The 24,547-nt window shown below is 67.6% G+C and carries 26 protein-coding genes; 18 read left to right on the top strand and 8 right to left on the bottom strand.

Going from position 1 to position 24,547, the window contains the following annotated elements:
* Positions 1-284, bottom strand: a 284-nt coding sequence (locus tag RU01_RS22265) for a hypothetical protein (protein WP_197074806.1), incomplete at its 3' end; no start/stop codon positions are given.
* Positions 285-365: 81 nt separating this feature from the next.
* Here RU01_RS22265 and RU01_RS17460 point away from each other — a divergent pair.
* The 3 genes from RU01_RS17460 (at position 366) to RU01_RS17470 (ending at position 3,677) form a co-directional block, all read left to right on the top strand.
* Positions 366-1,445 (top strand): hypothetical protein, encoded by a 1,080-nt coding sequence (locus RU01_RS17460; RefSeq protein ID WP_042575858.1) that lies wholly within the window; start codon positions 366-368, stop codon positions 1,443-1,445.
* A 155-nt stretch (positions 1,446-1,600) separates the two neighbouring features.
* Entirely contained in the window at positions 1,601-2,929 is a 1,329-nt protein-coding gene (locus RU01_RS17465; RefSeq protein WP_197074807.1) for a S1 family peptidase, read from the top strand.
* Between the two features lie 439 nt (positions 2,930-3,368).
* The gene (locus RU01_RS17470; RefSeq protein WP_052493350.1) at positions 3,369-3,677 is read left to right on the top strand and encodes a hypothetical protein; all 309 of its coding nucleotides are present in this window, start codon (positions 3,369-3,371) and stop codon (positions 3,675-3,677) included.
* 64 nt (positions 3,678-3,741) lie between these two features.
* Here the strand turns inward: RU01_RS17470 and RU01_RS17475 are convergent, their stop codons facing one another.
* On the bottom strand, positions 3,742-4,422 hold the full coding sequence (locus tag RU01_RS17475) for a glycine zipper family protein (protein ID WP_042575859.1): 681 nt from the start codon (positions 4,420-4,422) through the stop codon (positions 3,742-3,744).
* Between the two features lie 491 nt (positions 4,423-4,913).
* On the opposite strand from RU01_RS17475, the gene RU01_RS17480 reads away from it, so the two are divergent.
* Both RU01_RS17480 and RU01_RS17485 read left to right on the top strand, forming a co-directional pair.
* Positions 4,914-8,171 (top strand): (Fe-S)-binding protein, encoded by a 3,258-nt coding sequence (locus RU01_RS17480; protein ID WP_042575860.1) that lies wholly within the window; start codon positions 4,914-4,916, stop codon positions 8,169-8,171.
* A gap of 564 nt (positions 8,172-8,735) precedes the next feature.
* Entirely contained in the window at positions 8,736-9,656 is a 921-nt protein-coding gene (locus RU01_RS17485) for a type IV toxin-antitoxin system AbiEi family antitoxin domain-containing protein (RefSeq protein WP_042575861.1), read from the top strand.
* Positions 9,657-10,017: 361 nt separating this feature from the next.
* Here the strand turns inward: RU01_RS17485 and RU01_RS17490 are convergent, their stop codons facing one another.
* The 4 genes from RU01_RS17490 to RU01_RS17505 form a co-directional block, all read right to left on the bottom strand.
* Complete coding sequence (locus tag RU01_RS17490) at positions 10,018-10,485, bottom strand: SRPBCC family protein (protein WP_042575862.1); 468 nt, start codon at positions 10,483-10,485, stop codon at positions 10,018-10,020.
* A complete protein-coding gene (locus RU01_RS17495) occupies positions 10,482-11,534 on the bottom strand; it encodes an AAA family ATPase (RefSeq protein WP_042575863.1) in 1,053 nt (350 codons plus the stop codon). The genes RU01_RS17490 and RU01_RS17495 overlap by 4 nt, the downstream gene beginning before the upstream one ends.
* Positions 11,531-12,160 (bottom strand): nicotinamide riboside transporter PnuC, encoded by a 630-nt coding sequence (pnuC, locus tag RU01_RS17500; protein ID WP_042575864.1) that lies wholly within the window; start codon positions 12,158-12,160, stop codon positions 11,531-11,533. Before pnuC ends, RU01_RS17495 begins: the two co-directional genes overlap by 4 nt.
* Positions 12,161-12,228: 68 nt before the next feature.
* A complete protein-coding gene (locus tag RU01_RS17505; RefSeq protein WP_042575865.1) occupies positions 12,229-12,915 on the bottom strand; it encodes an SOS response-associated peptidase in 687 nt (228 codons plus the stop codon).
* 130 nt (positions 12,916-13,045) lie between these two features.
* Between RU01_RS17505 and RU01_RS17510 the strand changes: the two genes are divergently transcribed.
* Genes RU01_RS17510 through galK form a run of 3 tightly spaced genes read left to right on the top strand, consistent with a single transcriptional unit; the run spans position 13,046 to position 16,190 of the window.
* Positions 13,046-13,834, top strand: coding sequence for a DeoR/GlpR family DNA-binding transcription regulator (locus RU01_RS17510; protein ID WP_082043212.1), 789 nt, complete (start codon positions 13,046-13,048; stop codon positions 13,832-13,834).
* Positions 13,831-14,985, top strand: coding sequence for a galactose-1-phosphate uridylyltransferase (gene galT, locus RU01_RS17515; RefSeq protein WP_042575867.1), 1,155 nt, complete (start codon positions 13,831-13,833; stop codon positions 14,983-14,985). Before RU01_RS17510 ends, galT begins: the two co-directional genes overlap by 4 nt.
* On the top strand, positions 14,982-16,190 hold the full coding sequence (gene galK / locus RU01_RS17520; protein ID WP_082043210.1) for a galactokinase: 1,209 nt from the start codon (positions 14,982-14,984) through the stop codon (positions 16,188-16,190). The genes galT and galK overlap by 4 nt, the downstream gene beginning before the upstream one ends.
* Here the strand turns inward: galK and RU01_RS17525 are convergent.
* Together RU01_RS17525 and RU01_RS23235 are read right to left on the bottom strand one after the other, a co-directional pair.
* Positions 16,105-17,124: a DUF3068 domain-containing protein gene (locus tag RU01_RS17525; RefSeq protein WP_197074808.1), complete on the bottom strand. Its 1,020-nt coding sequence runs from the start codon at positions 17,122-17,124 to the stop codon at positions 16,105-16,107. The genes galK and RU01_RS17525 overlap by 86 nt on opposite strands.
* Before the next feature lie 5 nt (positions 17,125-17,129).
* Positions 17,130-17,300 carry a DUF2613 domain-containing protein gene (locus RU01_RS23235; protein ID WP_162245366.1) on the bottom strand — a complete coding sequence of 57 codons (171 nt, stop codon included), beginning with the start codon at positions 17,298-17,300 and terminating at the stop codon, positions 17,130-17,132.
* Between the two features lie 155 nt (positions 17,301-17,455).
* On the opposite strand from RU01_RS23235, the gene RU01_RS17530 reads away from it, so the two are divergent.
* The 10 genes from RU01_RS17530 to RU01_RS17575 all read left to right on the top strand — a co-directional run.
* A complete protein-coding gene (locus RU01_RS17530) occupies positions 17,456-17,902 on the top strand; it encodes a phage holin family protein (protein ID WP_042575868.1) in 447 nt (148 codons plus the stop codon).
* Positions 17,899-18,270: a DUF3618 domain-containing protein gene (locus RU01_RS17535; RefSeq protein WP_042575869.1), complete on the top strand. Its 372-nt coding sequence runs from the start codon at positions 17,899-17,901 to the stop codon at positions 18,268-18,270. The genes RU01_RS17530 and RU01_RS17535 overlap by 4 nt, the downstream gene beginning before the upstream one ends.
* Positions 18,267-18,539: a DUF4235 domain-containing protein gene (locus RU01_RS17540; RefSeq protein WP_042575870.1), complete on the top strand. Its 273-nt coding sequence runs from the start codon at positions 18,267-18,269 to the stop codon at positions 18,537-18,539. The genes RU01_RS17535 and RU01_RS17540 overlap by 4 nt, the downstream gene beginning before the upstream one ends.
* A gap of 28 nt (positions 18,540-18,567) precedes the next feature.
* The gene (locus RU01_RS17545) at positions 18,568-19,155 is read left to right on the top strand and encodes a hypothetical protein (RefSeq protein WP_042575871.1); all 588 of its coding nucleotides are present in this window, start codon (positions 18,568-18,570) and stop codon (positions 19,153-19,155) included.
* Positions 19,152-19,799, top strand: coding sequence for a hypothetical protein (locus tag RU01_RS17550; RefSeq protein ID WP_042575872.1), 648 nt, complete (start codon positions 19,152-19,154; stop codon positions 19,797-19,799). The genes RU01_RS17545 and RU01_RS17550 overlap by 4 nt, the downstream gene beginning before the upstream one ends.
* A gap of 66 nt (positions 19,800-19,865) precedes the next feature.
* Complete coding sequence (locus tag RU01_RS17555) at positions 19,866-21,125, top strand: pyridoxal phosphate-dependent aminotransferase (protein WP_042575873.1); 1,260 nt, start codon at positions 19,866-19,868, stop codon at positions 21,123-21,125.
* Entirely contained in the window at positions 21,122-22,120 is a 999-nt protein-coding gene (add, locus tag RU01_RS17560) for an adenosine deaminase (RefSeq protein WP_042575874.1), read from the top strand. The genes RU01_RS17555 and add overlap by 4 nt, the downstream gene beginning before the upstream one ends.
* Positions 22,121-22,498: 378 nt before the next feature.
* Complete coding sequence (locus tag RU01_RS17565; protein WP_042575875.1) at positions 22,499-23,752, top strand: YibE/F family protein; 1,254 nt, start codon at positions 22,499-22,501, stop codon at positions 23,750-23,752.
* 137 nt (positions 23,753-23,889) lie between these two features.
* Complete coding sequence (locus tag RU01_RS17570; RefSeq protein ID WP_042575876.1) at positions 23,890-24,144, top strand: acyl carrier protein; 255 nt, start codon at positions 23,890-23,892, stop codon at positions 24,142-24,144.
* Positions 24,145-24,149: 5 nt separating this feature from the next.
* The coding region (locus tag RU01_RS17575) for an acyl-CoA dehydrogenase family protein (RefSeq protein WP_042575877.1) at positions 24,150-24,547 on the top strand (398 nt) is incomplete at its 3' end.

Consider the following 24,547-nt stretch of genomic DNA (forward strand, 5'->3'; position numbering starts at 1 on the left):
GGATTCCCGACGGTGGTGCCGGGTGTACCGGCGCCCGCCGTACCCACCCGCGCCCCCGCCGTGGTGCCGCGGACGACCGCCGCGGCGCCTCCTCCCCCTGCGCCGCCGGCCCCCGCACCTGCCCCTGCGCCCGAACCGGCACCGGTCACCACCGAGCCCACCGTGACCGAGGAACTTCCCACCACGACCCCGGACGCGACGCCCTCCGCGACGGCGTCGAGCGCCAGCTCCTCTCCCCTGCCTCCTCCCGCGTAGACGACGGTTCGTCGGCGACCAAGCGTCACGGACGGTACGGTTGGGCCACCGGGGCGCTCGTGATCGAGTCGCTGCACCATGCCCGGCGGAGGGCGAGAGGGGGCGGAACCGTGACCGAACGAGCGCGCGGCACCGACTCGTCGCCGACCATCCACCTGGCCATGGCTGTCGGGGACTCCGCCACGGCAGTCGCTGTCGACATCGACGGTGGGGTCGAGCTCTTCGAGTGCCCGACCTCCGTGATCCTGACCGACGACGGCCGCGTCGAACTCGCGCAGGCACCTGCGGGTATCCGCGGGTTCGTGTCGCAGATCGGCAATCCGTACGGGATCAGGCTTCACGACGGACGCGTGGTCCGGGCCGAGGATCTCGTCGCCGGCTTCGCCCACACGCTGATGCGCACGATGTCCGAGCTGTACTCGCTGCCGGCCGACGCGCGGTGCACCATCGCCTACCCGAGTGTCCTGTCCGCGGAGGCAGTCGAGGCACTGCGGGACGCACTCGACTACGTCGGATTGTCGCAGTGCGTGCTGTCTGCGGCGACCGACGACGATGTCGCCGTGGCTGCGCGCGCCCTGTCGCCCGACGCGTCCGCGGCATCGACGTCGCGCACGTCGGACAAGGCTTTCGCCGCGATGGTGGCCGAATCCGCATCCACCCGTCGCCGACGCGTCCGTGCGGGGACGCCGACCCGAGCGGGTATCGCCGTCGCGGCCGTCGCACTCGTCGTCCTCGCTGTCGGTGGCGCCGTGGGCAGCGTCGACAGGCAGTCGAATACCGTCGAGCCGCTCAACTCACAGCAGGCCATCACCCCCGCAGCACCCGTCGTGACGTCGACCCTCGAACCGACCACCACGGACGCTCCCGCACCGGTGCAGGACGCGCCGCCGGTGGAGCCGGAACCGGTGTACGTCGACACGCCCGACCCCGTCGAACAGCCCGTCGCACCTCCCGTCGTGGAGACCACCGTTCCCGATCAGGGCTTGTTCTCCGATCGCTTCCCGTTCGGCGCTCCCGACATCGACTTCCCCGACTTTCCGACGCTGCCGCAGGTCACCGTTCCGACAGCGCCGACCGCCACCACCACGGCGCCCGGCACCACCGCCGATACGAGCACCACCACCTCGGCCGTCGTGCCGTCGGTGGCCGCGCCCCGAGTGATTCCGTTCCTCCCTGTGAGCCGTCCCTGACCTGACGCCGGGAGCTTCCACTCCGGCGGCCCGTCGGTGGTGATGGCCTATGCTCGGTCGCTGGCGCGGCCACGGCCGGTGCCCCTTTTCCCAGACGTTCATACGACCATCGACTGCGCGCAGGACCATGCGCGTCGTCGCCCGGAAGGATTTTCTTGCGTATCTCGGCGGCCATCGGAGCCACGGGCATGATTCACCCCACGTCGGGCAGGATTCGGGTGGCGGCCGTGCTGGGCGCCACGCTGATCGGTCTCGGAGCGGGCACGGCCACCGCCGGCGCAGCGCCCGCACAGGCTCAGCTTCCTGCGGACGCGTTGCCCACCGAGCTTGTCGACGCGGTGCAGCGGGACCTCGGGATGTCACCGCAGGAATACCTCGACCGCGCGTCCGATGCGCAGCGGCTCCGCTCGTACGCCGACGACTTCCGCAAGCAGCGCCCCGACGACTTCGCCGGCGCGTGGATGGGTGACGACGGCGTTCCGGTCGTCGCTGTCACGACCACCGAGGCAGCCAGTCAGGTGGCGCGGGACGGCTACCGCAGCCGCCAGTCCCCCGTGTCGGCGGACAACCTCGAACGCTCGCTCGACGAGTTCGGTCGGTGGGTGTCGGCTCTCCCTCGGGAGGTCTCGTCCCAGGTCAACTCCGCAGCCGTCGACGTTCTCGGTGGCCGCATCGTCGTCGACATCGCGAACAGTCCGATCGGCCGCGCGTTGAACTTGCCGACGGCCATCGCGAACCTCCAGGTCGTGCTGTCACCTCCCGCACTGGCCCCCACCCCGCCGCCCGCCGTCACCGGTGGCGACGACTACGTCACCGCAGCCGGTGACATCACGACGGCGCCGCTCGAGAACATCGAGATCTGCTCGTTCGGCTTCAGCGCCACCGACGGCTCGGGAAACCCCGTCAATCTCTCTGCCGGACATTGCGATCCGGGCAGCTCGGCCTCGGTCTACCTGCCCGATCGCGGCGACATCCGAGCGAGCACCCCGGTAGGGAAGTTCGCGCAGTCCAGCGTGGGCGCAGGCGACGGCCTCGACTACTCGGTGATCGCACTGGACGACGCCGGCGTGGCCGCAGGACTGAGCGAGCCCACCGTCCGCGGCGCCAACGGCACGGCCCTGACGATCACCGGAACGGCCTCACCCGTCGTCGGTGCACCCGTCTGCAAGTCCGGCCAGGCAAGCTCCTTCACCTGCGGGTTGGTCGCTGCCGACCGCGTCGAAACGCAGTTGTTCCTGGGTGACGGCGAAAGCCGGACCATCCGCGGATTCGCCAGCACTGCATGCACACTCGCGGGCGACAGCGGCGGGGCGATCGTCACCGGCACGCTCGCCCTGGGCATCACCAGCGGCTCCAACAGCGGCGGCGCACCCAGCTGCGGCGAGGCCAACCTGGCACTCGCTCAGTACGGCGGAACTGCCAGCTTGGGCATTCCGATCGACGCTGTCGCAGCGGCCACGGGAACTACCGTCCGAACGTCGTGACGAAGCACAACGTTCGGTCTCGTTGATGCGGTAATGTCACCGACCGAGGCGAGGCGCCTCCGCGCCGAGTCCGTGCGCGTCGGACCCACAGGAGGCCAGCCGTGGACCTGCTCCAACTCGCACTCACCGTGTTCGGATACATCGTCAAGATCGCTCTGAACGCGAACGCACTCAGCTGACACCCCGCAGCGGCCCCATCGTCACCGACGGTGGGGCCGTTGCTGTGTCACCGTGAAGGCCACGGCCGCATCACGTTTCGGATTCTGTCGCAGAAAGCACTCCAGTCACAGTGGTACCGTGGTAGTACGCAGTCGCTCCGTCGATGTCGACGTGACGCACCGACTGTCGTCCCGACCAACGTTCCGAGAAGGTGTTCTGCTGTGCTGCGCTGTGTTCGATACCCCCTGATCGTCGGCTTCGCGCCGATGGAGGTGTCACTGTGACCGATTTCGCCGATTCCTCTGTCCCCTACGACAACCGGGCCGGTGCGGCCGTCTACACCCCGGCCGACACCACGACCGCCCGCATCCTCGACGCCCGCCTCGCCGATGCGTCCGTCCTACTGGGCGCCCTGTCCGTGGTGACGTTCTGGAGCTTCGGTGTGGGCATCCTTCTGGGTCTCGGCGCCATCGTTGCCGGCGGGCTGGCCACGCGCGTTCCCGACGCCGACCGGTCCGACACCATCATCGGAATCCTCACCGGTGCAGTCGGAATCGCGGTGGGCGCACTCTTCCTCGCCGCGACCTAGGGATAGTCCGAGCACGACGAAGGCCGCCACCCAGCAGGGTGGCGGCCTTCGGTGTCTGGAGAGATTACTCGGCGAACTTGGAGGTTCCCGGAGCAGCGTTGTACGTGTTGAGCAGATCGATTCCGGCGACGACGAGAGTCGGGCCACCGGCAGCGATGGTTCCGATGACTCCACCGATTCCGGCGCCGGTAACGGCACCCGTCAGGCAGGTCGGGAGAACGACAGGTCCGCCACCGAGGATGCAACCGACGCCTGCACCGATGATGGTGCCGGTCAGTCCACCGATGGAGGTTGCGAGGCCGAGCTGAGAGTTGAAGGACTGCTCGGCCGCGGTGTTCTCGGCGGGCGATGCAGCGTTCTGCTCGAGCGCGGCAGGCGTGAGGCCCATCGGTGCTGCGAGGTTCGGGATGAGGGTGACGGTGCGGCCCTCGTCGGTGTACTCGACACCGTAGGGGAACTCGATGCCGTTGAGGTTGAACGACAGCGGCAGGCTGACGACCTGGTTGCCCTCGTTGTCCTCGAGCACGACGGACTTGCCGTCGTCCGATGCGCGGAACAGACCGGCGTCGACAGTGGTGACGACCTTGCCGCCTTCGACGCGCGATGCCCAGTTCACCTCGCTGTTCTGCTCGGTGGTGGGCACAGCGGGAGTGGTGGTGGTCGGCTGCGCGTACGCAGTGCCGGTCCAGACGCCCAAGGAGGCGATCGCGATCGCAGAGGTAGCGACGAGTCGACGCAGATTCATCTAGTTGTTCCGTTCGTTCAGGTTCAAGGCTTCGGACCCCGACTGGTGAACTGTAACCGTTGCGGGCGACAGAACCGAATCATGGGTTCGTTTCCGGTACGAGTCAGGATTTGCCCGTGTGAACTGCCACGACGTGGATGACGCACGGACGGTGGCGCGGGTGAAGAGTAACAAAACAGACGCCCTGACAGTGCTTCTTGACGGGCGTCGCGAAGTTACCGACAAGGCAAGTTAGGAATACCTGTGCGGCAGGCATGTCGCTGTGCCGTAATACCGTAGGGCGCATCGCGTGGATCGGACCGACCAGCCCTCGGTCCGACCTGCGGAGATGCCACTACCGGTGCTAAGTTACCGGCAAGTAGTGACCCACCGGTTACCGGCTGGTAACTTAGTGGTCGACAGATGTACTGGGCTGACCATCGGACTGCCCCCGGGCCGGCCGGAAGCACACGGCGACGGACGTAGTTCTGTCGCCCGAGAAAGGCAACGTCATGAATGCCCTGACGATCACCCTCGGCACCGTCGGTGCCCTGCTCAGCATCGTGTGTTGGGCCTACTTCTTCCGCGGTGCCGCGCTGATGGTGCGATCCATCGCGTTGGGTCAGCCGGACAGAACGCGCCTGCGTCCGTTCATCCCGCGGTTCAAGCAGATGTGCATCGAGTTCGCCGCGCACACCCGCATGAACAAGTTCCGCAGCGTCGGCTGGGCTCACTGGCTGGTGATGGTGGGCTTCCTCATCGGTTCGATCCTGTGGTTCGAGGCGTACGGGCAGACCTTCAACCCCGAGTTCCACTGGCCGCTGATCGGCGACCTGGCGATCTACCACCTGATGGACGAGATCCTGGGACTCGGCACGGTGATCGGCATCGTCACGCTGATGATCATTCGTCAGCGCAACCATCCGCGCTCCCCCGAGCGTCTCTCGCGCTTCTCCGGCTCGAACTTCCGTGCCGCGTACTTCGTCGAGTTCGTCGTGCTGCTCGAGGGTCTGGGCATGATCCTGGTCAAGGCCGGCAAGATCGCCACCTACGGACACGCGAACCCGTACACCGACTTCTTCACCATGAACCTGGCCAAGCTGCTTCCCGCCAGCGCGGTCATGGTGTCGATCTTCGCGTTCGTCAAGCTCATGTCGGGCATGGTGTGGCTGCTGATCGTCGGTCGCAACATCACCTGGGGCGTCGCATGGCACCGCTTCAGCGCGTTCTTCAACATCTACTTCAAGCGTGAGGACGACGGCGGAGTCGCCCTCGGCGCAGCCAAGCCGATGATGTCCGGCGGCAAGGTCCTCGAAATGGAGGAAGCCGACCCCGACGTCGACGCGTTCGGTGCCGGCAAGATCGAGGACTTCACCTGGAAGGGCTGGCTGGACTTCACCACCTGCACCGAGTGCGGTCGCTGCCAGTCGCAGTGCCCCGCCTGGAACACCGGCAAGCCGCTCTCCCCCAAGCTCCTCATCACCTCGCTCCGCGATCACGGCAACGCGAAGGCGCCGTACCTCCTCGCCGGTGGCCGCAAGGACATGGCCGGCGACGAGGTCGGACTGGTCGACGCCGACGGCAAGCCCGACGAGGCCAAGCTCGCCAAGATCCCGCAGGCTGCGCGCGACGAAGCCGAGCGCAAGCTGGTCGGCGAGACCACGCTGGACGACGGCGGCCTCGGTGGCATCATCGATCCCGAGGTGCTGTGGAGCTGCACCAACTGCGGTGCGTGCGTCGAGCAGTGCCCCGTCGACATCGAGCACGTCGACCACATCCTCGACATGCGTCGCTACCAGGTGCTCATCGAGTCGGAGTTCCCCACCGAGCTCGCCGGGTTGTTCAAGAACCTGGAGAACAAGGGCAACCCGTGGGGCCAGAACGCCAAGGACCGCACCAACTGGATCACCGAGCTCGACTTCGACGTCCCCGTCTTCGGACAGGACGCCGACAGCTTCGAGGACTTCGAGTACCTCTTCTGGGTCGGCTGCGCCGGCGCCTACGAGGACCGCGCGAAGAAGACCACCAAGGCCGTCGCGGAACTCCTCGCCACCGCGGGCGTGAAGTTCATGGTGCTCGGCGCAGAGGAGACCTGCACCGGTGACTCCGCTCGCCGCGCGGGCAACGAGTTCCTGTTCCAGCAGCTCGCGATGCAGAACATCGAGACCCTGAATTCCGTGTTCGAGGGCGTCGACGAGAGCCGTCGCAAGATCGTCGTCACGTGCGCGCACTGCTTCAACGCACTGGGCAACGAGTACCCGCAGGTCGGCGGCAAGTACGAAGTTGTCCACCACACCCAGCTGCTGAACCGCCTCGTGCGGGCCAAGAAGCTCATTCCCGTGGCGTCGGTGCAGGAAGACGTCACGTACCACGACCCGTGCTTCCTCGGACGCCACAACAAGGTCTACGACGCACCGCGTGAGCTCATGGCCGCGACGGGTTCCACGCTCAAGGAGATGCCCCGCCACGGCGAGCGCTCCATGTGCTGTGGCGCCGGTGGTGCTCGCATGTGGATGGAAGAGAAGATCGGCAAGCGGATCAACATCGACCGCGTCGACGAAGCACTGGACACGCTCAGTGGCATCGGCACGGCGACGCAGAAGATCGCGACCGGCTGCCCCTTCTGCCGCGTCATGCTCAACGACGGTGTCACCGCACGTCAGGAGGGCGGCAGCAACGAGAACGTCGAGGTCATCGACGTCTCGCAGATGCTACTCAGCTCCATCACGCGCCTCGACTCCGCACAGCTGGGCAAGAACATCGCGGTCATCCCCCGCGAGAAGCCGAAGGTCGTGCCCGCGGAAGAGCCCGTCGGCAAGCCCAAGGCCGAGTCCATCGCCACCGAGGACGTCGCTGCCGAGGAGGAGAAGGGCCGCGTCGAGGAGATCGAGACCGCAGCTGCCGGCGGCGATCCCACCGCCCCGGCACCCGGCAAGGGCCTGAAGATGAAGGGCCTCGCCAAGGCACCGGGAGCGAAGGCGCCCGGAGCGAAGGCACCGGCGAAGCCCGTCGAGTCCCCCAACGCAGACGGCGACGACGCAGCAGATGCGTCCAAGCCCAAGGGCCTCGGACTGGCTGGCAAGGCCAAGGCACCCGGCAAGGGTCTCGGTATGGCCGGTGGCGCCAAGGCACCCGGCAAGGGTCTCGGTATGGCCGGTGGAGCCAAGGCACCCGGCAAGCCTTCTGCGGCGTCTGCACCTGCCCCGGCAGCTGAGGCTCCGGCTTCGGCTTCTGAGGCCCCGGCACAGGCTCCCGCCACTGGTGACACGGCGTCGGAGGTCAAGCCGACCGTCAAGGCCAAGGGCCTCGCGGTGAAGTCGGGCTTCAAGAAGCCGGGCGCCAAGGCACCAGGATCGGCGGCACCGGCACCGGCTGCTGCTGAGCCTGACGCCGAGACCCCGGCAGCTGCAGAGCCTGTCGCCGAGACACCGGCACCCGCCTCGGAGGCCCCGGCGTCGGAGTCCATGCCGACCGTCAAGGCCAAGGGCCTCGCGGTGAAGTCGGGCTTCAAGAAGCCGGGCGCCAAGGCACCGGGATCGGCAGCTCCCGCACCGGCGGCAGCTGAGCCGGCCGTCGAGAAAGCGCCGGAGCCCGCAGCTCCGGCAGCGGAGTCAAATGGTGCGGCGGAGTCGAATGGATCGGCCGAGTCCAACGGTGCGGCCGAGTCCAACGGTGCGGCGGAGCCGAAGGACACCCCGGCCCCGCCCGCTCCGAAGGCCGGCGGACTGGGATTCAAGTCGGGAGCGAAGGCACCGGGCAAGAGGTCCTGACCGAACACCCCCTGCACCAACCGAACACCCCCTTCAGCACGCTGGAAGGGGGTGTTCGCTTTATGGCAGAGGTGTGCGCACCCCCTGCCGCTGGCCGATGCGTGCGGCGATCACGACACCCCCACCGAACACCCCCCGCATCAACCGCACACCCCCTCCAGCACGCTGCAACAGGTGTTTGCTTCACGTAGGGGGTGTGCGCACCGCTCAGCCGCTGGCCGAACCGTGCGGCGATCACGACACCCCCACCGAACACCCCCCGCATCAACCGCACACCCCCTCCAGCACGCTGCAACAGGTGTTTGCTTCACGTAGGGGGTGTGCGCACCGCTCAGCCGCTGGCCGAACCGTGCGGCGACCCTCTGCACACCTTGACGCTCGGCGACGCGTGCGATGACGCCACCGAACACCCCCTGCACAAACCGCACACCCTCTCCAGCACGCTGCACCAGGTGTTCGCTTCGCTTAGGGGGTGTGCGCACCGCTCATCCACAGGGGTGCTGGCCATCCACAGCTGCCGCTCGAGCACGTGTCGGCCAGGTCCACGTCGGCAACGATCGACCGATGGCGCGCATAACCTCTCGCTCGGAGGCATTGGCTCAGGGCTACACGGACTCCGAACTACGGCGCATGTGCCGAACCGGAGACCTCACACGTTTGCGTCGCGGGGCCTACGCCAGCTCGGACGACATCGCGAACCTCTCAGAACAGGAACGCCACCTCCTCTTGGCCCGCGCGATGCTGACAACAGGCAACCCGGCGCCCGACGCGGTGCTGAGCCACGTGTCGGCGGCGATCGCTCACGGTATCGACCTGTGGAACGTGCCGCTCTCGGCAGTCCACATGACGCGCAACCGGCGGACAGGTGGTCGTACGGGCCGCGTGCGTCACGTTCACGCGTCGCCCTATGACGCGGACGAGGTCACCGATGCGGCGGGGTTTCGCTCTACTACCGTGAGCCGCACCATCGCCGATCTAGCCTGTTGCTTGCCGTTCGACGAAGCAGTCTGTGCTGCGGACGATGCAGCACGTCGACTCGGAGTGACGGGTACGCAGGTCGAGGAGATACTCGCTCGACGCCCCACCCGGAGCGGCCATGCGAGAGCCCACCGCGTCGCGCTGTTCATGGACGCCGGGTCCGAGAGCGTCGGTGAGTCACGCAGTCGCGTGCTGCTACGCGCTGCAGGTTTCGCGATCTCTACGCAGCGAGTCATCGACTGCGACAGCGCTTCCTATCGTGTCGACTTCTCGGTGGACGGCACGAACGTGATCGGCGAGTTCGACGGGCGCGTGAAGTACGGCCGACTCGTCCCGACCGGCGAGACTCCGGCCGACGTGCTCTGGCGCGAGAAGCTCCGCGAAGATGCACTGCGCGGCGCGGGCTACGAGGTAGTGCGCTGGACGTGGCAGGACTTGGCGACGCCGAACGTCGTCATCGAGCGCATGCAGCGGGCACTCGACCGCAACCACACACCTCCTGCATGAACCGCACACCCTCTACAGCCTGCAGCGAAGGGTGTGCGCCCACCACAACACGTGTGCACACCCCCTGCAGGCCGGCGCCGAGCAGCCGCAGCTCGCACACCCCGGACGCGCGTGCGCCCTGCTGGAACAGGTGCGCACACCCCCTGCGTGGAGCGCACACCACCTACAGCCTGCAGCGAAGGGTGTGCGCTCACCACAACACGTGTGCACACCCCCTGCGGGCCACGGGCCGACTTCGACCGAGCGCACACCGACAGAGCGCACACCCTCTGCATGAACCGCACACCCTCTACAGCCTGCAGCGAAGGGTGTGCGCCCACCACAACAGGTGTGCACACCCCCTGCAGCCCGGCAACGCCCCCTACGACTCCGCGATCGCCTTGATCGCAGCGAGGGTGCGCGGGATCCCGTCGAGCGCGGCGGTGCGGCGGATCTCGATCTCCTCCTGCGCACGATCACCGAACTTCGTGTGGAAGTACTCGATCCCCTGCTCGGTGAAGAGCCACGATTCGGTGAGCTGGGTCGAATCCTCGTCGATCGCCTCGAGCGTGTATCCCCACCGCACGAACGAATCTCCGACGAGCCAGGCGAACTCGGTGCCCGGGATGGCGACGGCAACGGTGGAGAACGTCTCCCACGTTCGGTCGGCAGTGACGTTGCGCCCGGTGAAGGTGGACCCGACCACGTCGGCGCTGCCGCCGTCGTTCCACCAGCATTCCTGGCAGATCGGGCTCCACTCGCCGGTCCGTGTGACGTCGGAGACGAGGGCGTACACGGCGTCGACAGATGCGGCGATCACGACGGAGTCGGAATGCTCGAGTGCGGTCATGCCTCGAGTATGCCGCCGAGCGGTGCAGCGAAAGTAGTTCGCCGCCGAAGTTCCTGCTCCGCCGTCCGGATGGCCAGCTCGAGACGCTCCTCGTGGCTGCCGGTGAGCAGCACCCACGAGCGCCCGGATCGGGTGAGGGCGTCCAGGAACCATCCGGTCATCTCGGCGCGGACATGCTCGCCGTCACGAATGCCGTCCTGCACGAACGGAACTCCGTGATGATCGGTCACCAGGTACAGGGCGTGTCGGTCGTCGGCAACGGCCCGATGCGAGTCGACGCCGAGGTAGCGGCGCTCCCACACCGTCGTCGCGAAGGCGTCGGTGTCGCAGATCAACACGGGCGATCCACGCCGCGCTGCCGCCTCCTCGTGAGCAGCCTGGGTGAGGGCGATGCGGGCGAAGTCGTCACCGGTCCAGACGATGTCGTCGACGGAACCGACCTCCGCACACTTGTCGACGGTGTCCTTCCGCCCGAACTCGTCGACGCACTCGGTGTCCGGCCATCGCTGCCGAAAGTGTGTAGCCAAGGCACCGGCAACAGTGGTGGTGCCCGTCGACTCGGAACCCACCACGACGATGCGCGTCGCCAGACCTGCTCGGGCCGGGGCGTCGAGGCACCTCCACGAGGCAGCGAGATCGGCGCGACACGACGTCCCGGACACGGGAAAGCCGGTGCGCGGCAGATCGAACGGCACGTGTCGAGCGTCGAACCACCGCGCCAGTTCCTCGCCGTACGGCTCGCTGGTGACCACCACATCGACGGGCTGGTTCCCGACAGCCGCACGCATGCACGCCACCTGCGCCGCCCACACGGCGCGGGACGTGTGGTCGATCGGTGCGTCGCACACGATGCCGGTGATGGTGACCGATTCGTCGCACGCATGCGATTCGGTCATCCAGGCGACGCGGTCCTGCAGAGACACCGACTCCACCGACGCGGACATCACCACGACGGTAACGCGCTCCGCGACCGTGGCGGCGAAGCGGACCATCGCGTGGTGGCCGGCGTGCGGCGGGTAGAACTTGCCGATGATCAGAGCGTGCGTCATACCGTCACCTCGACCCCGTCGTCGGTCATCGATCGCGTCCACGCCGACAGTCCGGCGATACACAGTCCGATGAAGCCGAGGTACAGAACGCCGGTCAGGATCAGATCCTTGTAGAGGTAGAGCGGCACGTAGACGACGTCCGCCGCGATCCACAGCCACCACGATTCGCGACGTTTGGTCACCTGCCCCCACGTCGCCAGCAGTGACAGCACGGTGGTCACCGCATCCCAGAACGGCACGACCGACGTCGTCGCCTGGTCCAGGAACCAGGTCATGGCCACCGTCGCGATTACTCCGACGACGCCGAGCCACCACCATTCCCGCCGGCTGGTGGAGGTGACCGCCAGCGGACCCTGCGTTCCGCCGCCGACCCACAGGATCCACCCGGACAGTGCGAGAGCTATATAGACGAACTGCAGCGCCGCGTCGGCGAACAGCCCGGCACCGAAGAAGAGCAGGACGAAGGCGAGGTTGTTGGCGATGCCGATGGGCCAGTTCCACACCGACTGCCGTGCGACCAGGACGACGCAGGTTGCGCCCGTAACGAATCCGACGACCTCGACCCAGGACGTCGGTGCCCCGAACGACACGAACGCGGTGGATCCGAGCCACTCGATCAACGACATGACGCCTCCTTAGCTACGATTTGCGCTAAGCATGGCGCAGAAATGATCGAAGTGCAACCGCAGCCCGCTCAGGCCACCGGCTCGAGCAACTGCGGCCCGTTGTTACGCACGCTGTTGACGGCCGTGCTCACCTCGTACGGGGACAGATGCGGCTCGGGGATCGACTGGACCAGGTCCGCGACCGCGCCCAGATCGGTCAGCGCCGGGTCCAACCAGGCATCACGCATGTCCGCAGGAACCACGACGGGCGACCGGTCGTGGATGTGTCCCAGCTCGTCGGTGGCCGTCGTGGTGAGCACGGTCGTGGTCCACACCCACTTGCCGGGATCGTCGTCCGCGAGTTCGGGGTCGGGCCACAGCTCGTACAGACCGGCCATTGCAAGAACGCCATCGGTGTGGAGGAAGTGCGGCACCTTCTTGCCTTCCCGCTTCTCCCACTCGTAGTACCCGTCGGCCGGCACGAGGCAGCGCCGCTTCGCCGCGGCCTTCCGGAAAGCGGGCTTCTCGGTGATGGTCTCGGATCGCGCGTTGATCAGCCGGCTCGCGATCTTGCGATCCCTGGCCCACGACGGGATCAGTCCCCAGCGCACGGTCCGGAGTTGCCGCGCCTCCTCCCCTCGCTCGAGGACGATGCGCACCGGATCGGTGGGCGCCACGTTGTAGGACGGTTCCGGGGCCTCGCCGAGCGCCACAGCAGCGTCGAAGATGGACGAGAGGTCGTCGTCGGACCGGGTACTCGCGTATCTACCGCACATGGTCCGATTCTGCCCCGGGCCACCGACATCTCGGCGCTTCGACCGAGGCGGACCCACACGAGTCCATTTCTGTTCGAAAATGTTGATTCATGTGAGATGCTGTGTCCATGAGTACAGCGCGGACGTCGTGATGCTCGCCCACCAACGTCAGCAGAGCATCCTCGACGAGGTGACGCGGCGCGGCGCCGTCAAGGTGGCCGACCTGGGCGTCGAACTGTCGGTGTCGGACATGACCATCCGTCGCGACGTGAACGAACTCGTGACCCGCGGCCTCGTCGAGCGAGTACACGGCGGGGTGACGCTCCCCCGAACCGCCAGCGTCTACGAGCCAGGGTTCTCCGCCAAGTCCGAGCTCGATCGTGACGCCAAGACGGCGATCGCCCGCGCTGCCGCTCGCTACGTCCGGCCGGGTACATCCGTCGGCATCTCGGGGGGCACCACCACTCACGCCGTCGCGCAGGAGCTGCTGGACGTCGCCGACCTGACGATCGTCACCAACTCGCTCCCCGTGGCCGATCTGTTCCATGCTGCCGGTCGCACGGTCCTGCTCACCGGGGGCGAACGCACACCGTCGCAGTCACTGGTCGGCCCCCTGACCGTCGACGCACTCGCCGGGATCCATCTCGATGTGCTGTTCCTCGGCACTCACGGGGTGGACGTCGAGTCGGGGCTCACGAGCCCCAATCTGATGGAGGCACAGACGAATCGGGCACTGGTCGCGTCGTCCCGGCGCGTGATCGTCGTCGCCGACCACACCAAATGGGGCGTGCGCGCACTCGCTAACACCGTTCCCCTCTCCCGTGTCGACGTCTTCGTCACCGACGCCGGCCTCGATCAGGGTGCACGCGAGGCCCTGAACGATGTCGTCGACGACGTCGTCGTCGCCGGATCCACCGTCGAAGAAAAGAGCGTCCGATGACCACGCACGACCCGTCGGCACCCCCACGCCACGCGGTGCGCAAGACCAGCACCATCCTGTCCGACGGCCGCGAACTGCTCTATTTCGACGACTCGGAACCGTACGTCTCCGGCGAGTTGACCAGGGATCTGGTGGACACCCGCCCCCTGCCGACCTCGGAGTCGTTGTCGCAGATGCGTTTCGACGTCCTGACCGGCGACTGGGTTGTCATCGCCGCGCAACGGATGGACCGGACGTTCCTACCCCCGCCCGACGAATCCCCTCTCGCACCCAGCCGGCCGGGCCATCCTCCGACGGAGATTCCCGCATCGGACTACGACGTCGTGGTGTTCGAGAACAGATTCCCGTCGCTCGCGCAGTCCGCTGCGGCGCAACACCTTCCATCATCGGTGGACGGTGAGGAGCTGTGGCCGTTGGCCGCAGGAACCGGGCGCTGCGAAGTGGTGTGCTTCGCCAGTGATCCCGACGCGTCCTTCGCCTCGCTCGATCCGCATCGGGTGCGGACCATCGTCGACGTGTGGGCGGATCGCACCGAGGCCTTGTCGGCGCTCCCGGGTGTGCGCCAGGTGTTCTGTTTCGAGAACCGGGGCAAGGAGATCGGCGTGACGCTGACCCACCCGCACGGCCAGATCTACGCGTATCCGTACCTCCCCCCGCGTACCGACGCCATGATGCGCCAGTCGAAGCTGCACGCAGAGCGCACGGGCCGCAAGCTGCTGACAGACGTGCTGGATGCCGAACTGCGTTCGGGCAGAAGGATCGTCGTCGACACCGAGCACTGGGTGGCCTACGTTCCGGCGGCGTCGCGCTGGCCGCTCGAGATCCACCTGGCACCGCGGCGCGACGTCCCCGACCTCGCCGCACTCACCGTTGCCGAGCGGGACTCGTTGGCGCACGTGTACCGCGACCTCCTGCGCTCGGTGGACAACTTCTTCGACGGCGTGGACGAGGTGCCGTACATCGCGGCGTGGCATCAGGCTCCTGTCGGCGAGGACCGCGACCTCGGACGCCTTCACCTGCAGTTGTTCTCGATGATGCGCTCGCCGGGCCGGATGAAGTTCCTCGCCGGATCGGAATCGGCGATGGGCGCGTGGATCAACGACACGACACCGGAGAAGATCGCGGACCGACTCCGCGAGGTGCACCCGTGACCGCGTGGGTGCCGGTGGTGGCCGAGAACGACCTCGCCGACGGAGCCGTTGCGCAGTTCCGCACGACGTTCGGCACGGAGCCCGACGGCGTCTGGATAGCACCCGGACGTGTCAATCTGATCGGTGAGCACGTCGATTATGCCGGCGGACTCGTTCTGCCCTTCGCGCTTCCGTACGTCACCGCGGTGGCGGTGCGTCGCCGCGACGACGGAGTCCTCCGCGGCGCCTCGACCGCGTCGAACGAACATTGGGGCGTCAGGCTGTCGGCTATCGCCCCCGGATCTCCGGCCGGATGGGCTGCGTACGTCGCGGGTGTCGCGTGGGCGCTCGGCATCACCGACGGGGCGGACATCGCCGTGCACTCGTCGGTCCCGCTGGGCTCCGGCCTGTCCAGCTCGGCCGCACTGGAATGTTCGGTCGCGCTGGCCCTGCACGACCTGTTCGACCTGGACGTGGACCGACAGGCATTGGTGCAGGCCAGCATTCGCGCCGAGAACGAGATCGCCGGGGCGTCCACCGGGGGCATGGATCAGGCGGTGGCGATGTTCGCCCGAGCCGGCCACGCTCTACTGCTGGATTGTCTCGACGGGAGCACCCGACAGATCCCCCTGGATCTCGCGGCAGTGGACGCACAGGTCCTCGTCGTCGACACCAACGCCCCCCACCGCCTCGTCGACGGTCAGTACGGTGCCCGCCGCGCATCCATCGAGAAGGCATGCGCCGACCTCGGCGTGACGACGCTGCGTGGACTCGACCCCGACACCGCGTCCGCAGCCATGACCGATCCCACCACCGCGGCACGAGTTCGACATGTCACCAGCGAGATCCGACGCGTCGAGCAGGCGGTGGACCTGCTCGACGGCACCGTCGACCTCGCAGCACTGGGCACCCTGCTGACCGCGTCGCACCGATCTCTGCGCGACGACTACGAGGTCAGTTCCCCGGAACTCGACAGTGCCGTCGACGCCGCGCTCGACGCGGGCGCCTTCGGGTCGCGCATGATCGGGGGCGGGTTCGGGGGGTCCGCCATCGCGCTGGTATCTCTCGATCAGGTGGACGCGGTTGCTGCTGCGATCACCGATGCGGCAGCACGATCCGGCCTGCCCACACCGTCGTTCCTTACCGCTGACCCGTCGGATTCGGCGCGTCGCCACGAGGGCGGCGCGACGCCGCCACCAGCAGAATCAGTCCCACCACGAGACTGACTCCAGCCACCGTCCACAGGATGATCGGCCCGCGGTCGATCCACTCGAGCTTGTCGACCGAGTCCCCGGCACGCGCGATCTGCTCGGCCTGGCTCTCCTCGCTCAGCGACAACGACGCCTTCAGGATGGTCACCTCGGGCACCGCGGCGTCGCGGGCGAAGTACTGGAACGGCTGCTCCTGGCCACCGACCAGGCCACCGCTGCGAGGCTCGACGTAGATCTCGCGGGTGTTGGAGTAGTACCGCTTCATCGTGATCGGCGCGTCGCCCTCGAGACCCCACTTCGACGCGGGGAGGGTGACCGTGTTGATCGGCGACTGCGTCGTCAGGGACAGATCCTGGTTCACGACGGTCGACCGGAAGTGGTAGATCTCGACCCCGTCGATGTCGATCGCTTCGACGAACTCCGCGGGGAACGTGGTCCATGCCGTCGCGTCGTACACCGGGTAGGTCTTCTGCTCGGTCCCGAACGGGAAGCGGTGTTGGAAGCCGGTGCGCGGCAACGGCACGGCCGGCGCATTCGCCGCGGTCTGGATCGACCCTGCAGGTTCGACCGGCACGGCGGTCCGTCGGTCGATGGTCACCCGGTCCACCGACGCCGTCAACAGGCCGGGATCGCGATCACCGCGGCTCACCGTCACCGATGCCTGGAACGTCATCTTGTCGGCGTCACTGGGTTCCTCGACCGTGATGAGGCGACGCAGTTCGAGCGGAACGCCCGTCGACACCTCGAGCGGGCCGGCGCTGGCGATCGTCGACGTGTCCAGCACGTCGCCGCCCTGCCCGTCCGGGGTGGAGGCCACGATGCTGCTGCGGATATCGAGAGGCGTGACAGCCAACTTGTCCTGCACGTAGGTCGGGATCATGACCGCGGCGACCGATCCCGCGGCGGCGACAGCCAGGAACGCGCACCCGGCGACCAGGAACTTCCGCACGCCGGTCACCTGGTCCCGTACTGGACGTCGTTCTGCACCGTGGTGGCGATGTCCGCGGACACCGTGTCGGGCCTGGCGTTCTGCTCGGCCGACATCGTGATGCCCACGACCGCCGCGAAGGACAGGACACCGCCCACGACCACACTGGCCAGCGCCGGTACTACGACGTTGTTCATCTGCTTCAGTCCCCCCGAGGATCTTGTAGAGCCCAACTGTCCCATTTCGGACAGGCCCATCCCGACCGTTGACTGTTGTGAACGGTCAGCGAGTACGGGTCGTCGGCCTGGACCGCACAGTTTCAGCAGGGTGGGCGGCGGGTAACTCCCGCGGCATGAACGAATCCACGGGACATCCCCCGGCCACGGACCGCGCGCCGTCCCCGGCCGCGTCCGATCTCTCGACGGTGCAGTTGGTCGAGCGGTTGACGCAGCAGGTCAGCACCCTGGTCCGTACCGAAGTAGGTAACGCACTCGACGAGGTGAAGTCGAAGGGAACCAAGCTCGGCGTCGGAATCGGCATCTCGGGCGCAGGAGCGCTGCTGCTGTTCCTCGGGCTCGCCACTCTCGTGGCCACCGCGGTCCTCGGACTCGCCACGGTGCTCGCGCCGTGGCTGTCGGCTCTGATCGTGGCGGCCGTGCTGCTCCTGGTCGGCGCAGTCCTGGCCAAGACCGGTGCGACGAAGGCCAAGAAAGCGGTGCCGCCGGCACCCGAGGCGACGGTGGCGAGCGTGCAGCGCGACGTCCAGACCGTTCAGAACGCCAGGAAGGCACACTCATGACAGAGCAGCACGAACCCAAACACCTCTTGCGCACCGAGGCCGACGTCGACACACCCGTCGAGCAGCAGCGTGAGGAACTCGCCGAGACCGTCGAGGCTCTCGCCGCCAAGGTCGACGTCCCCGCCCGCGTGTCCGCGGCTGCGCAGGACACGACGGCCAAGGTCCAGGAAGTCGCTCAGGAGACCACCGCGAAGGTGCAGGCCGTGGCCCAGGACGGCGCCACGAAGGTGAAGCAGAACCCGCAGACCGCCGGCGCGTCGCTCGCCGGTGCCGTACTCGCCGTCGTGCTGGTCGCGCTCGTCCGCCGTCGTCGCGCCCGCAAGGCCGTCGCGCAGCAGAGCGTCATCGACATCCTGGCCGGCCGATGACCAGCACGTCGAAGGCCTTCTACAAGCCGCTCTCCCTGGCCACGAGCATCGTCGGCGGCCTGGTCGCCGGGCAGATCTTCAACCAGATCTACAAGCGCGTCGGCAAGAACGACGCCGAAATGCCCGATCCGAAGGACCTCTCGCGCAGCAACCGCGAGGTCTTGATCGCCGCAGCCCTGCACGGGGTCGTGTACGGGCTGGTCAAGGCCGGCGTGGACCGCGCAGGCGCCAAGGGCTTCCGGGCGCTGGCCAACGAGAACCCCAAATGACCCACATGACGACGAACAGGAGCCGTACGTGACCGAGAACCAGGGTGCCGCCTCCGAGGCGCGCAGTGACTTCGTCGACAAGATCAAGGGCCGTGCCAAGGAAGTAGCCGGCGCGGTGACCAACAACGACGAACTCGCCGACCGCGGGCGACTCGAGCAGGCCGAGGTCGAGCGTCGACGCGACGCCGAAGCCACCGAGACCGCCGCAGCACTCGAGATCGAGGAAGCGCAGCAGGACATCGCCGAGACCGAAGCCGAGGCCGAGGTCGCACGCCAGTCCGTCGAGGACAGGACCGACGCCGCCGAGGCAGCAGCACAGAACGACCGTCTGCGCGCCCACCAGACCGCGCAGGCCGACGCCATGAAGGATGCGGAGCAGGGACGGGTGTCCGCCGAGGCACAGTCCGAGCGACGCATCGCCGAGGCGACCGCGGAGCGTCGTGACGAAGAGGCGAAGGCCGCCGACGAAATCTCTGCCGCACGCGACGACTACCAGGAGTCGCTCGACGACGCCGATCGACTCGAGCAGGAAGCCGCCGAAGCCCGGCGCCGCGCCGCGGAGGCCGAGCAGGAAGTCCGCGCCGACGCCGCTACCGACACGGAGGAGAACTCGTGAGCTTGTCCCTACCCCGTCGCGTCCTGCGACTGCAGTACTCCATCGCCCGCCTCCCGTTGCAGGCGCTCGAGGCGACCGTGATCAGTCGACTCGACGCCGAGGGCCCCATCCGCGCGACGTACCAGCAGATCATGGGCGGTGTCGACGGAACGGTCGGCGCACTCCTCGGTGACGAGGAATTGGCCCAGCGCGGACAGAAGATGCGCAGCGCGGCAGCCGATCTGGAGAAGGCCGCGCGTCTCGAGGCCCAGGCCCGTGAGAAGCGCGCCGAGGCCACGAGGGAATCGCAGCGCAAGGTCGACGAGGCGTCGGCACGTGCGAAGAAGGCACGCAGCACCGCCGAGGAGAAGATCGACGACGCGGCCGAGACCGAGATCGACGCGAAGGTGCTGGCCGGCAAGCAGGCGACCGCACGCCTCGAAGATCGCAAGTCGCGCGCCGACGACATCGCCGACAAGCGCATCTCCGCCGCCGAAGCCGAGCGCCAGGCGAAGCTGTCCGAGGTCGAGCGTCGCGAAGAAGAGGCGAAGGCCCCGCGCACCGACGAGATCGAGGACGCGACGGAGAAGTTGGAGTCCGCGGACGAGGCGCGAGACGACGCCGAGCGGCTCGCCGACGTCGTGGAAGCGTCGAAGGACACCTGAGAAAGACCGCCAGGATCCAGTGGACTGCTCGGGGGCAGACCACTGGATCCGCCGCGCAGTGAGACGATGGCAGACGTGAGCACATCAGAAGCGTCTCCTCCTCGCGTGCACCGGCGTCTCGAGCAGTCCGTCAAGCTGCAGAACGTTCTCTACGAGATCCGTGGGCCGGTCCACGCCCACGCCGCGCGCCTCGAGGCCGAGGGCCACCGCATTCTGAAGCTCAACATCGGCAACCCGGCGCCGTTCGGCTTCGAAGCTCCCGACGTGATCGTGCGCGACATGATCGCCGCGCTTCCCACGGCGCAGGGCTACTCCGAGTCCAAGGGCATCATGTCGGCGAGGCGCGCCATCGCCACCCGGTACGAGCTGGTCGACGGCTTCCCGTTCCTCGATGTCGACGACATCTACCTCGGCAACGGCGTGTCCGAGCTGATCACGATGACGATGCAGGCGCTGCTCGACGACGGCGACGAGGTGCTGATCCCGGCGCCCGACTACCCCCTGTGGACGGCGATGACCACGCTCTCCGGCGGCAAGGCGGTGCACTACCGCTGCGACGAGGAGAACGACTGGAACCCCGACCTCGCCGACATCGAATCGAAGATCACCGACCGCACCAAGGCGCTGCTGGTGATCAACCCGAACAACCCGACGGGCGCGGTGTATTCGAAAGAGGTGCTCCGCGGCATCGCCGCGCTGGCGCGCAAGCACAGTCTGCTGCTGCTGGCCGACGAGATCTACGACAAGATCCTCTACGACGGCGCGCAGCACGTCTCGATGGCGACGATGGCTCCCGACCTGCTGTGCCTGACCTTCAACGGCCTGTCCAAGGCCTACCGTGTGGCCGGGTACCGCGCCGGATGGCTCGCCATCACCGGGCCGAAGGACCACGCCGCCGGATTCCTCGAGGGCATCAACCTGCTGGCGTCGACACGCCTGTGCCCGAATGTGCCTGCGCAGCATGCCATTCAGGTCGCACTCGGCGGACACCAGAGCATCAACGACCTCATTTTGCCCGGCGGTCGTCTGCTCGAGCAGCGCGATGTGGCGTGGAACGGTCTCAACGCGATTCCCGGTGTCAGCTGCGTGAAGCCACGCGGGGCGCTGTACGCGTTCCCACGCCTGGACCCCGAGGTCCACGAGATCCACAGTGACGAGAAGCTGGTCCAGGACCTGCTGCTGCAAGAGAAGATCCTGGTGGTGCAGGGCACGGGCTTCAACTGGCCCGACCACGACCATCTGCGCATCGTCACGCTGCCGTGGGCCCGCGATCTGCGCACGGCAATCGAGCGGTTCGGCAACTTCCTGTCGTCGTACCGGCAGTGACCGTCAGGGCGTTCGTCGAGGCGCTGCCGAAGGTCGAGTTGCACGTCCACCTCGAGGGATCGATGTGGCCGAGCACGCTGAAGGCGTTGGCCGACAAGCACGACGTCGAGGCGATCCCCCGTACCGAGGACGCGCTGCGGGGGTGGTTCGAGTTCCGGGACTTCGCGCATTTCATCGAGGTGTATCTGACGTCGATCGGCGTGCTGCGTGATCCCGAGGACTTCGCCCGCCTCGCATACGACAGCCTGACGGCACTCGCGGCGCACAACGTGCGGTACACCGAGATGCACGTGAGCCTGTTCGGCCACCTCATGCGCGGAGTCGACGCCGCCGTGGTCTTCGAGGGCATCGAGGAGGGTCGCCGCCGCGCGGAGGCCGACAGCGGCATCGTCGCGGCGTGGATCCCCGACTTCCCCGGCGACTTCGGCGTCGATGCCGCGGAGCGGACGCTCGACGCGGTGCTCGCCCACCGGACCGAGTCGATCGTCGGGTTCGGCATCGGCGGCATCGAGGTGCCCCGCGGCGAGTTCGCCGACGTGTTCGCCCGGGCGCGGTCCGCGGGCCTGACGTCGTTGCCCCACGCGGGCGAGACCGGCGGACCCGGCCACATGTGGTCTGCGCTGAACGATCTGGGTGCGGCACGTATCGGCCACGGCATCGCCGCGATGCAGGACGAGAGGTTGGTGGCGCATCTGGTCGAGCACCGGATTCCGCTCGACGTCTCCCCCACCTCCAACATCCGCACCCGAGTGGTCGAGTCGCTGGACGTGCACCCGCTGCCGGCCATGATCGACGCCGGCCTCGTCGTGACTCTCAACAGTGACGACCCGTCGATGTTCGGCACCGATCTGACAGGCGAGTACCTGGCGGCGCATTCGATGGGCGTGGACACCGAGGGGTTGCGATCGCTCGCCCTCGCGGGGGTCGACGCGTCGTATGCGAACACGGAATTGAGGCGGCAGTTGCGGGCGGAGATCGCCGCGGTGGAGGTGTAGGCCCGGTTCCCGCGGACGTTTCCGGTTCCCGCGGACGTTTCCGGTTCCCGCGGATGCTGCAACGCCTACGAGAACCCGGAACGTCAGCGGGAGCGCCGCGGCGATATCAGGCCCGCCGATAGTGTGACCCGCAGTGTCATACACCACGATGTGTGACGGCACACAACTTTTCGGACTCTATTTGCAACCCCGTGACCATCTCAGCGCCCCCGGGCGGGTATGTTCGTACATGAGCCCTTCGGGGTTCCGAAAGCGCCGATCGGCCCCCCACCCCCCCGGTGGGCCGCTCGGTCGGTGGCGGGGGACACCCCCCCTGCTTCCCCGCCACCCGCTTTCGTCGAGGCGCTCTCACCTCGCCCCGGCAACTAGGGTGGCCACGTGAGTCACGGCCACGGACACAGTTCCGCTCCCGCACCGATCGGCAAGGTCGCTGCGCGTCTGGTCGTCGGAATCCTCGTCGTCGTCGGTATCGCGGCCGCCATCGGCGTGGTGCTGCTGTGGCCGAGTGACCGCACCGTCGAGGTGCCCGCCCCGTTCCAGAGCGCTGCCGGCGGCGTCGTCGCCACGGAGTACGGCACCGTGGTCTCCCAGGACATCGGACCGTGCGGCAGCTCCTCGAGCGGACGCGTCTTCACCGGATCGCCGACTCCCCCGACCGTGTCCGGCTTCGACTGCAATCGCAGCATCGTCTCCATCGATACCGGCGTGAACGAGGGCACCAGGACACTTCTGGAGGTGACGCCCGGGCCGGGCACCCCCGACCTGCGGGTCGGTGAGGAGATCCGCCTGGTCCGCGGCACCGACGACAGCGGCACCGCGATCTACGGATTCGACGACTACTCGCGGACCACACCGTTGCTGCTGGTGGTGGCCATCTTCGCCGTCGTGATCTGCGTCGTCGCCCGCTGGAGAGGTCTCCGCGCGTTGCTGGGCCTCGGCCTCGCGCTCGGTGTCCTGGTGACGTTCGTGCTCCCCGCGATCCTCGACGGCAAGTCCGCCATCCTGGTGGCCGTCGTGGGCGGCACCGTCATCCTCTACGGCGTCCTCTATCTCGCGCACGGCCTGAACCTGCGCACCAGCTCGGCACTGCTGGGCACCGTCGTGTCCATGGGCGTGGCCGCTGGACTGTCCGAGGCCGCGATCCGGCTGACCAAGGTGACCGGACTGTCGGAGGAACAGAACACCGACGTCCAGGCGTACCTGGACCACGTGAGCATCACCGGGCTCCTGTTGGCCGGCTTCATCATCGGCTCACTGGGTGTGCTGAACGACGTCACCATCACCCAGGCGTCCGCCGCGTTCGAGCTCGCCGAGCTCGATCCGGGCGCGTCCCGGCGGTCGATCTTCACCTCCGCGATGCGGGTGGGACGCGACCACATCGCCAGCACCGTCTACACCCTGGTCCTCGCCTACGCCGGCGGCGCTCTGCCGCTGCTTCTGCTGTTCAGCGTCGCGGGGCGCTCGATCAGCAACGTGCTCACCGGGGACGCGGTGGCCATCGAGATCGTGCGCTCCTGCGTCGGCGGCACGGCACTCGCGCTGTCGGTACCTCTGACCACGGCGATCGCGGTGATGTTGGCGCGGCCACCACGTGGCAGGGCTCCTGCGATGGGGCGACACTCGGCTCGCTGATTCGTCGCACTCGCGGTGTCTCGCGGTATGTATTTGTCACAAAAACATTCTGGTGTATTGTTTTCACTGGGTTCGGGAACCTGCGCGTCTGTTCACCACAGGCGCGGGGCACATCGACACATGTGAGGAACATCGAAATGAACACACTGACCGTCGAGGACATCGATCGCATCCGTGAAGTTCTGAGTAAGTACGGCAAACTTCCGATCGCCATCACGTCCGTGGGCAACCAGGACGACCTCTACGACGCGGGTCTCACCTCGCACGCCAGTGTGAACGTGATGATCGCCCTCGAAGACGAGTTCGACGTCGAGTTCCCCGATCGCCTGCTCCAGAAGTCCACGTTCGCCAGCGTGTCGGCCATCGCCGACGCTGTCGCAGAGCTGGCCTGATCGCCGTGACGACACTCGAGGACTTCACGCCCGGCGTGTTCGCCGATGCCGCCCCCACGTATCTCTCTCTCGAGGACGTCCTGGCCGTCGTGCGAACGCACGCCGATTCCATCGACCGCGAGGCACGCTTCCCGACCGAGTCCGTCGACGCGCTCCGCGCCGGTGGCCTGCTGTCCGCGTCCATCCCCACGTCTCTGGGCGGTGGCGGCTACACGCTGAGCGAGCTCGCGACGGTGTCGCGCGCACTCGGCGGCGAGTGCGCATCGACCGCCATGATCTTCGCCATGCACCACACGCAGGTGATGAGCCTGTCGCGCCACGGTCTCGGCTCGACCGCCATCCGCGAACTGCTCGGCCGCATCGTCACCGAGCAGCTGCTCGTCGCGTCGGCCACCACCGAGAT

Origin of the sequence: Rhodococcus sp. MEB064 (genome assembly GCF_000834565.1) — a bacterium.
GTDB lineage: Bacteria > Actinomycetota > Actinomycetes > Mycobacteriales > Mycobacteriaceae > Rhodococcoides.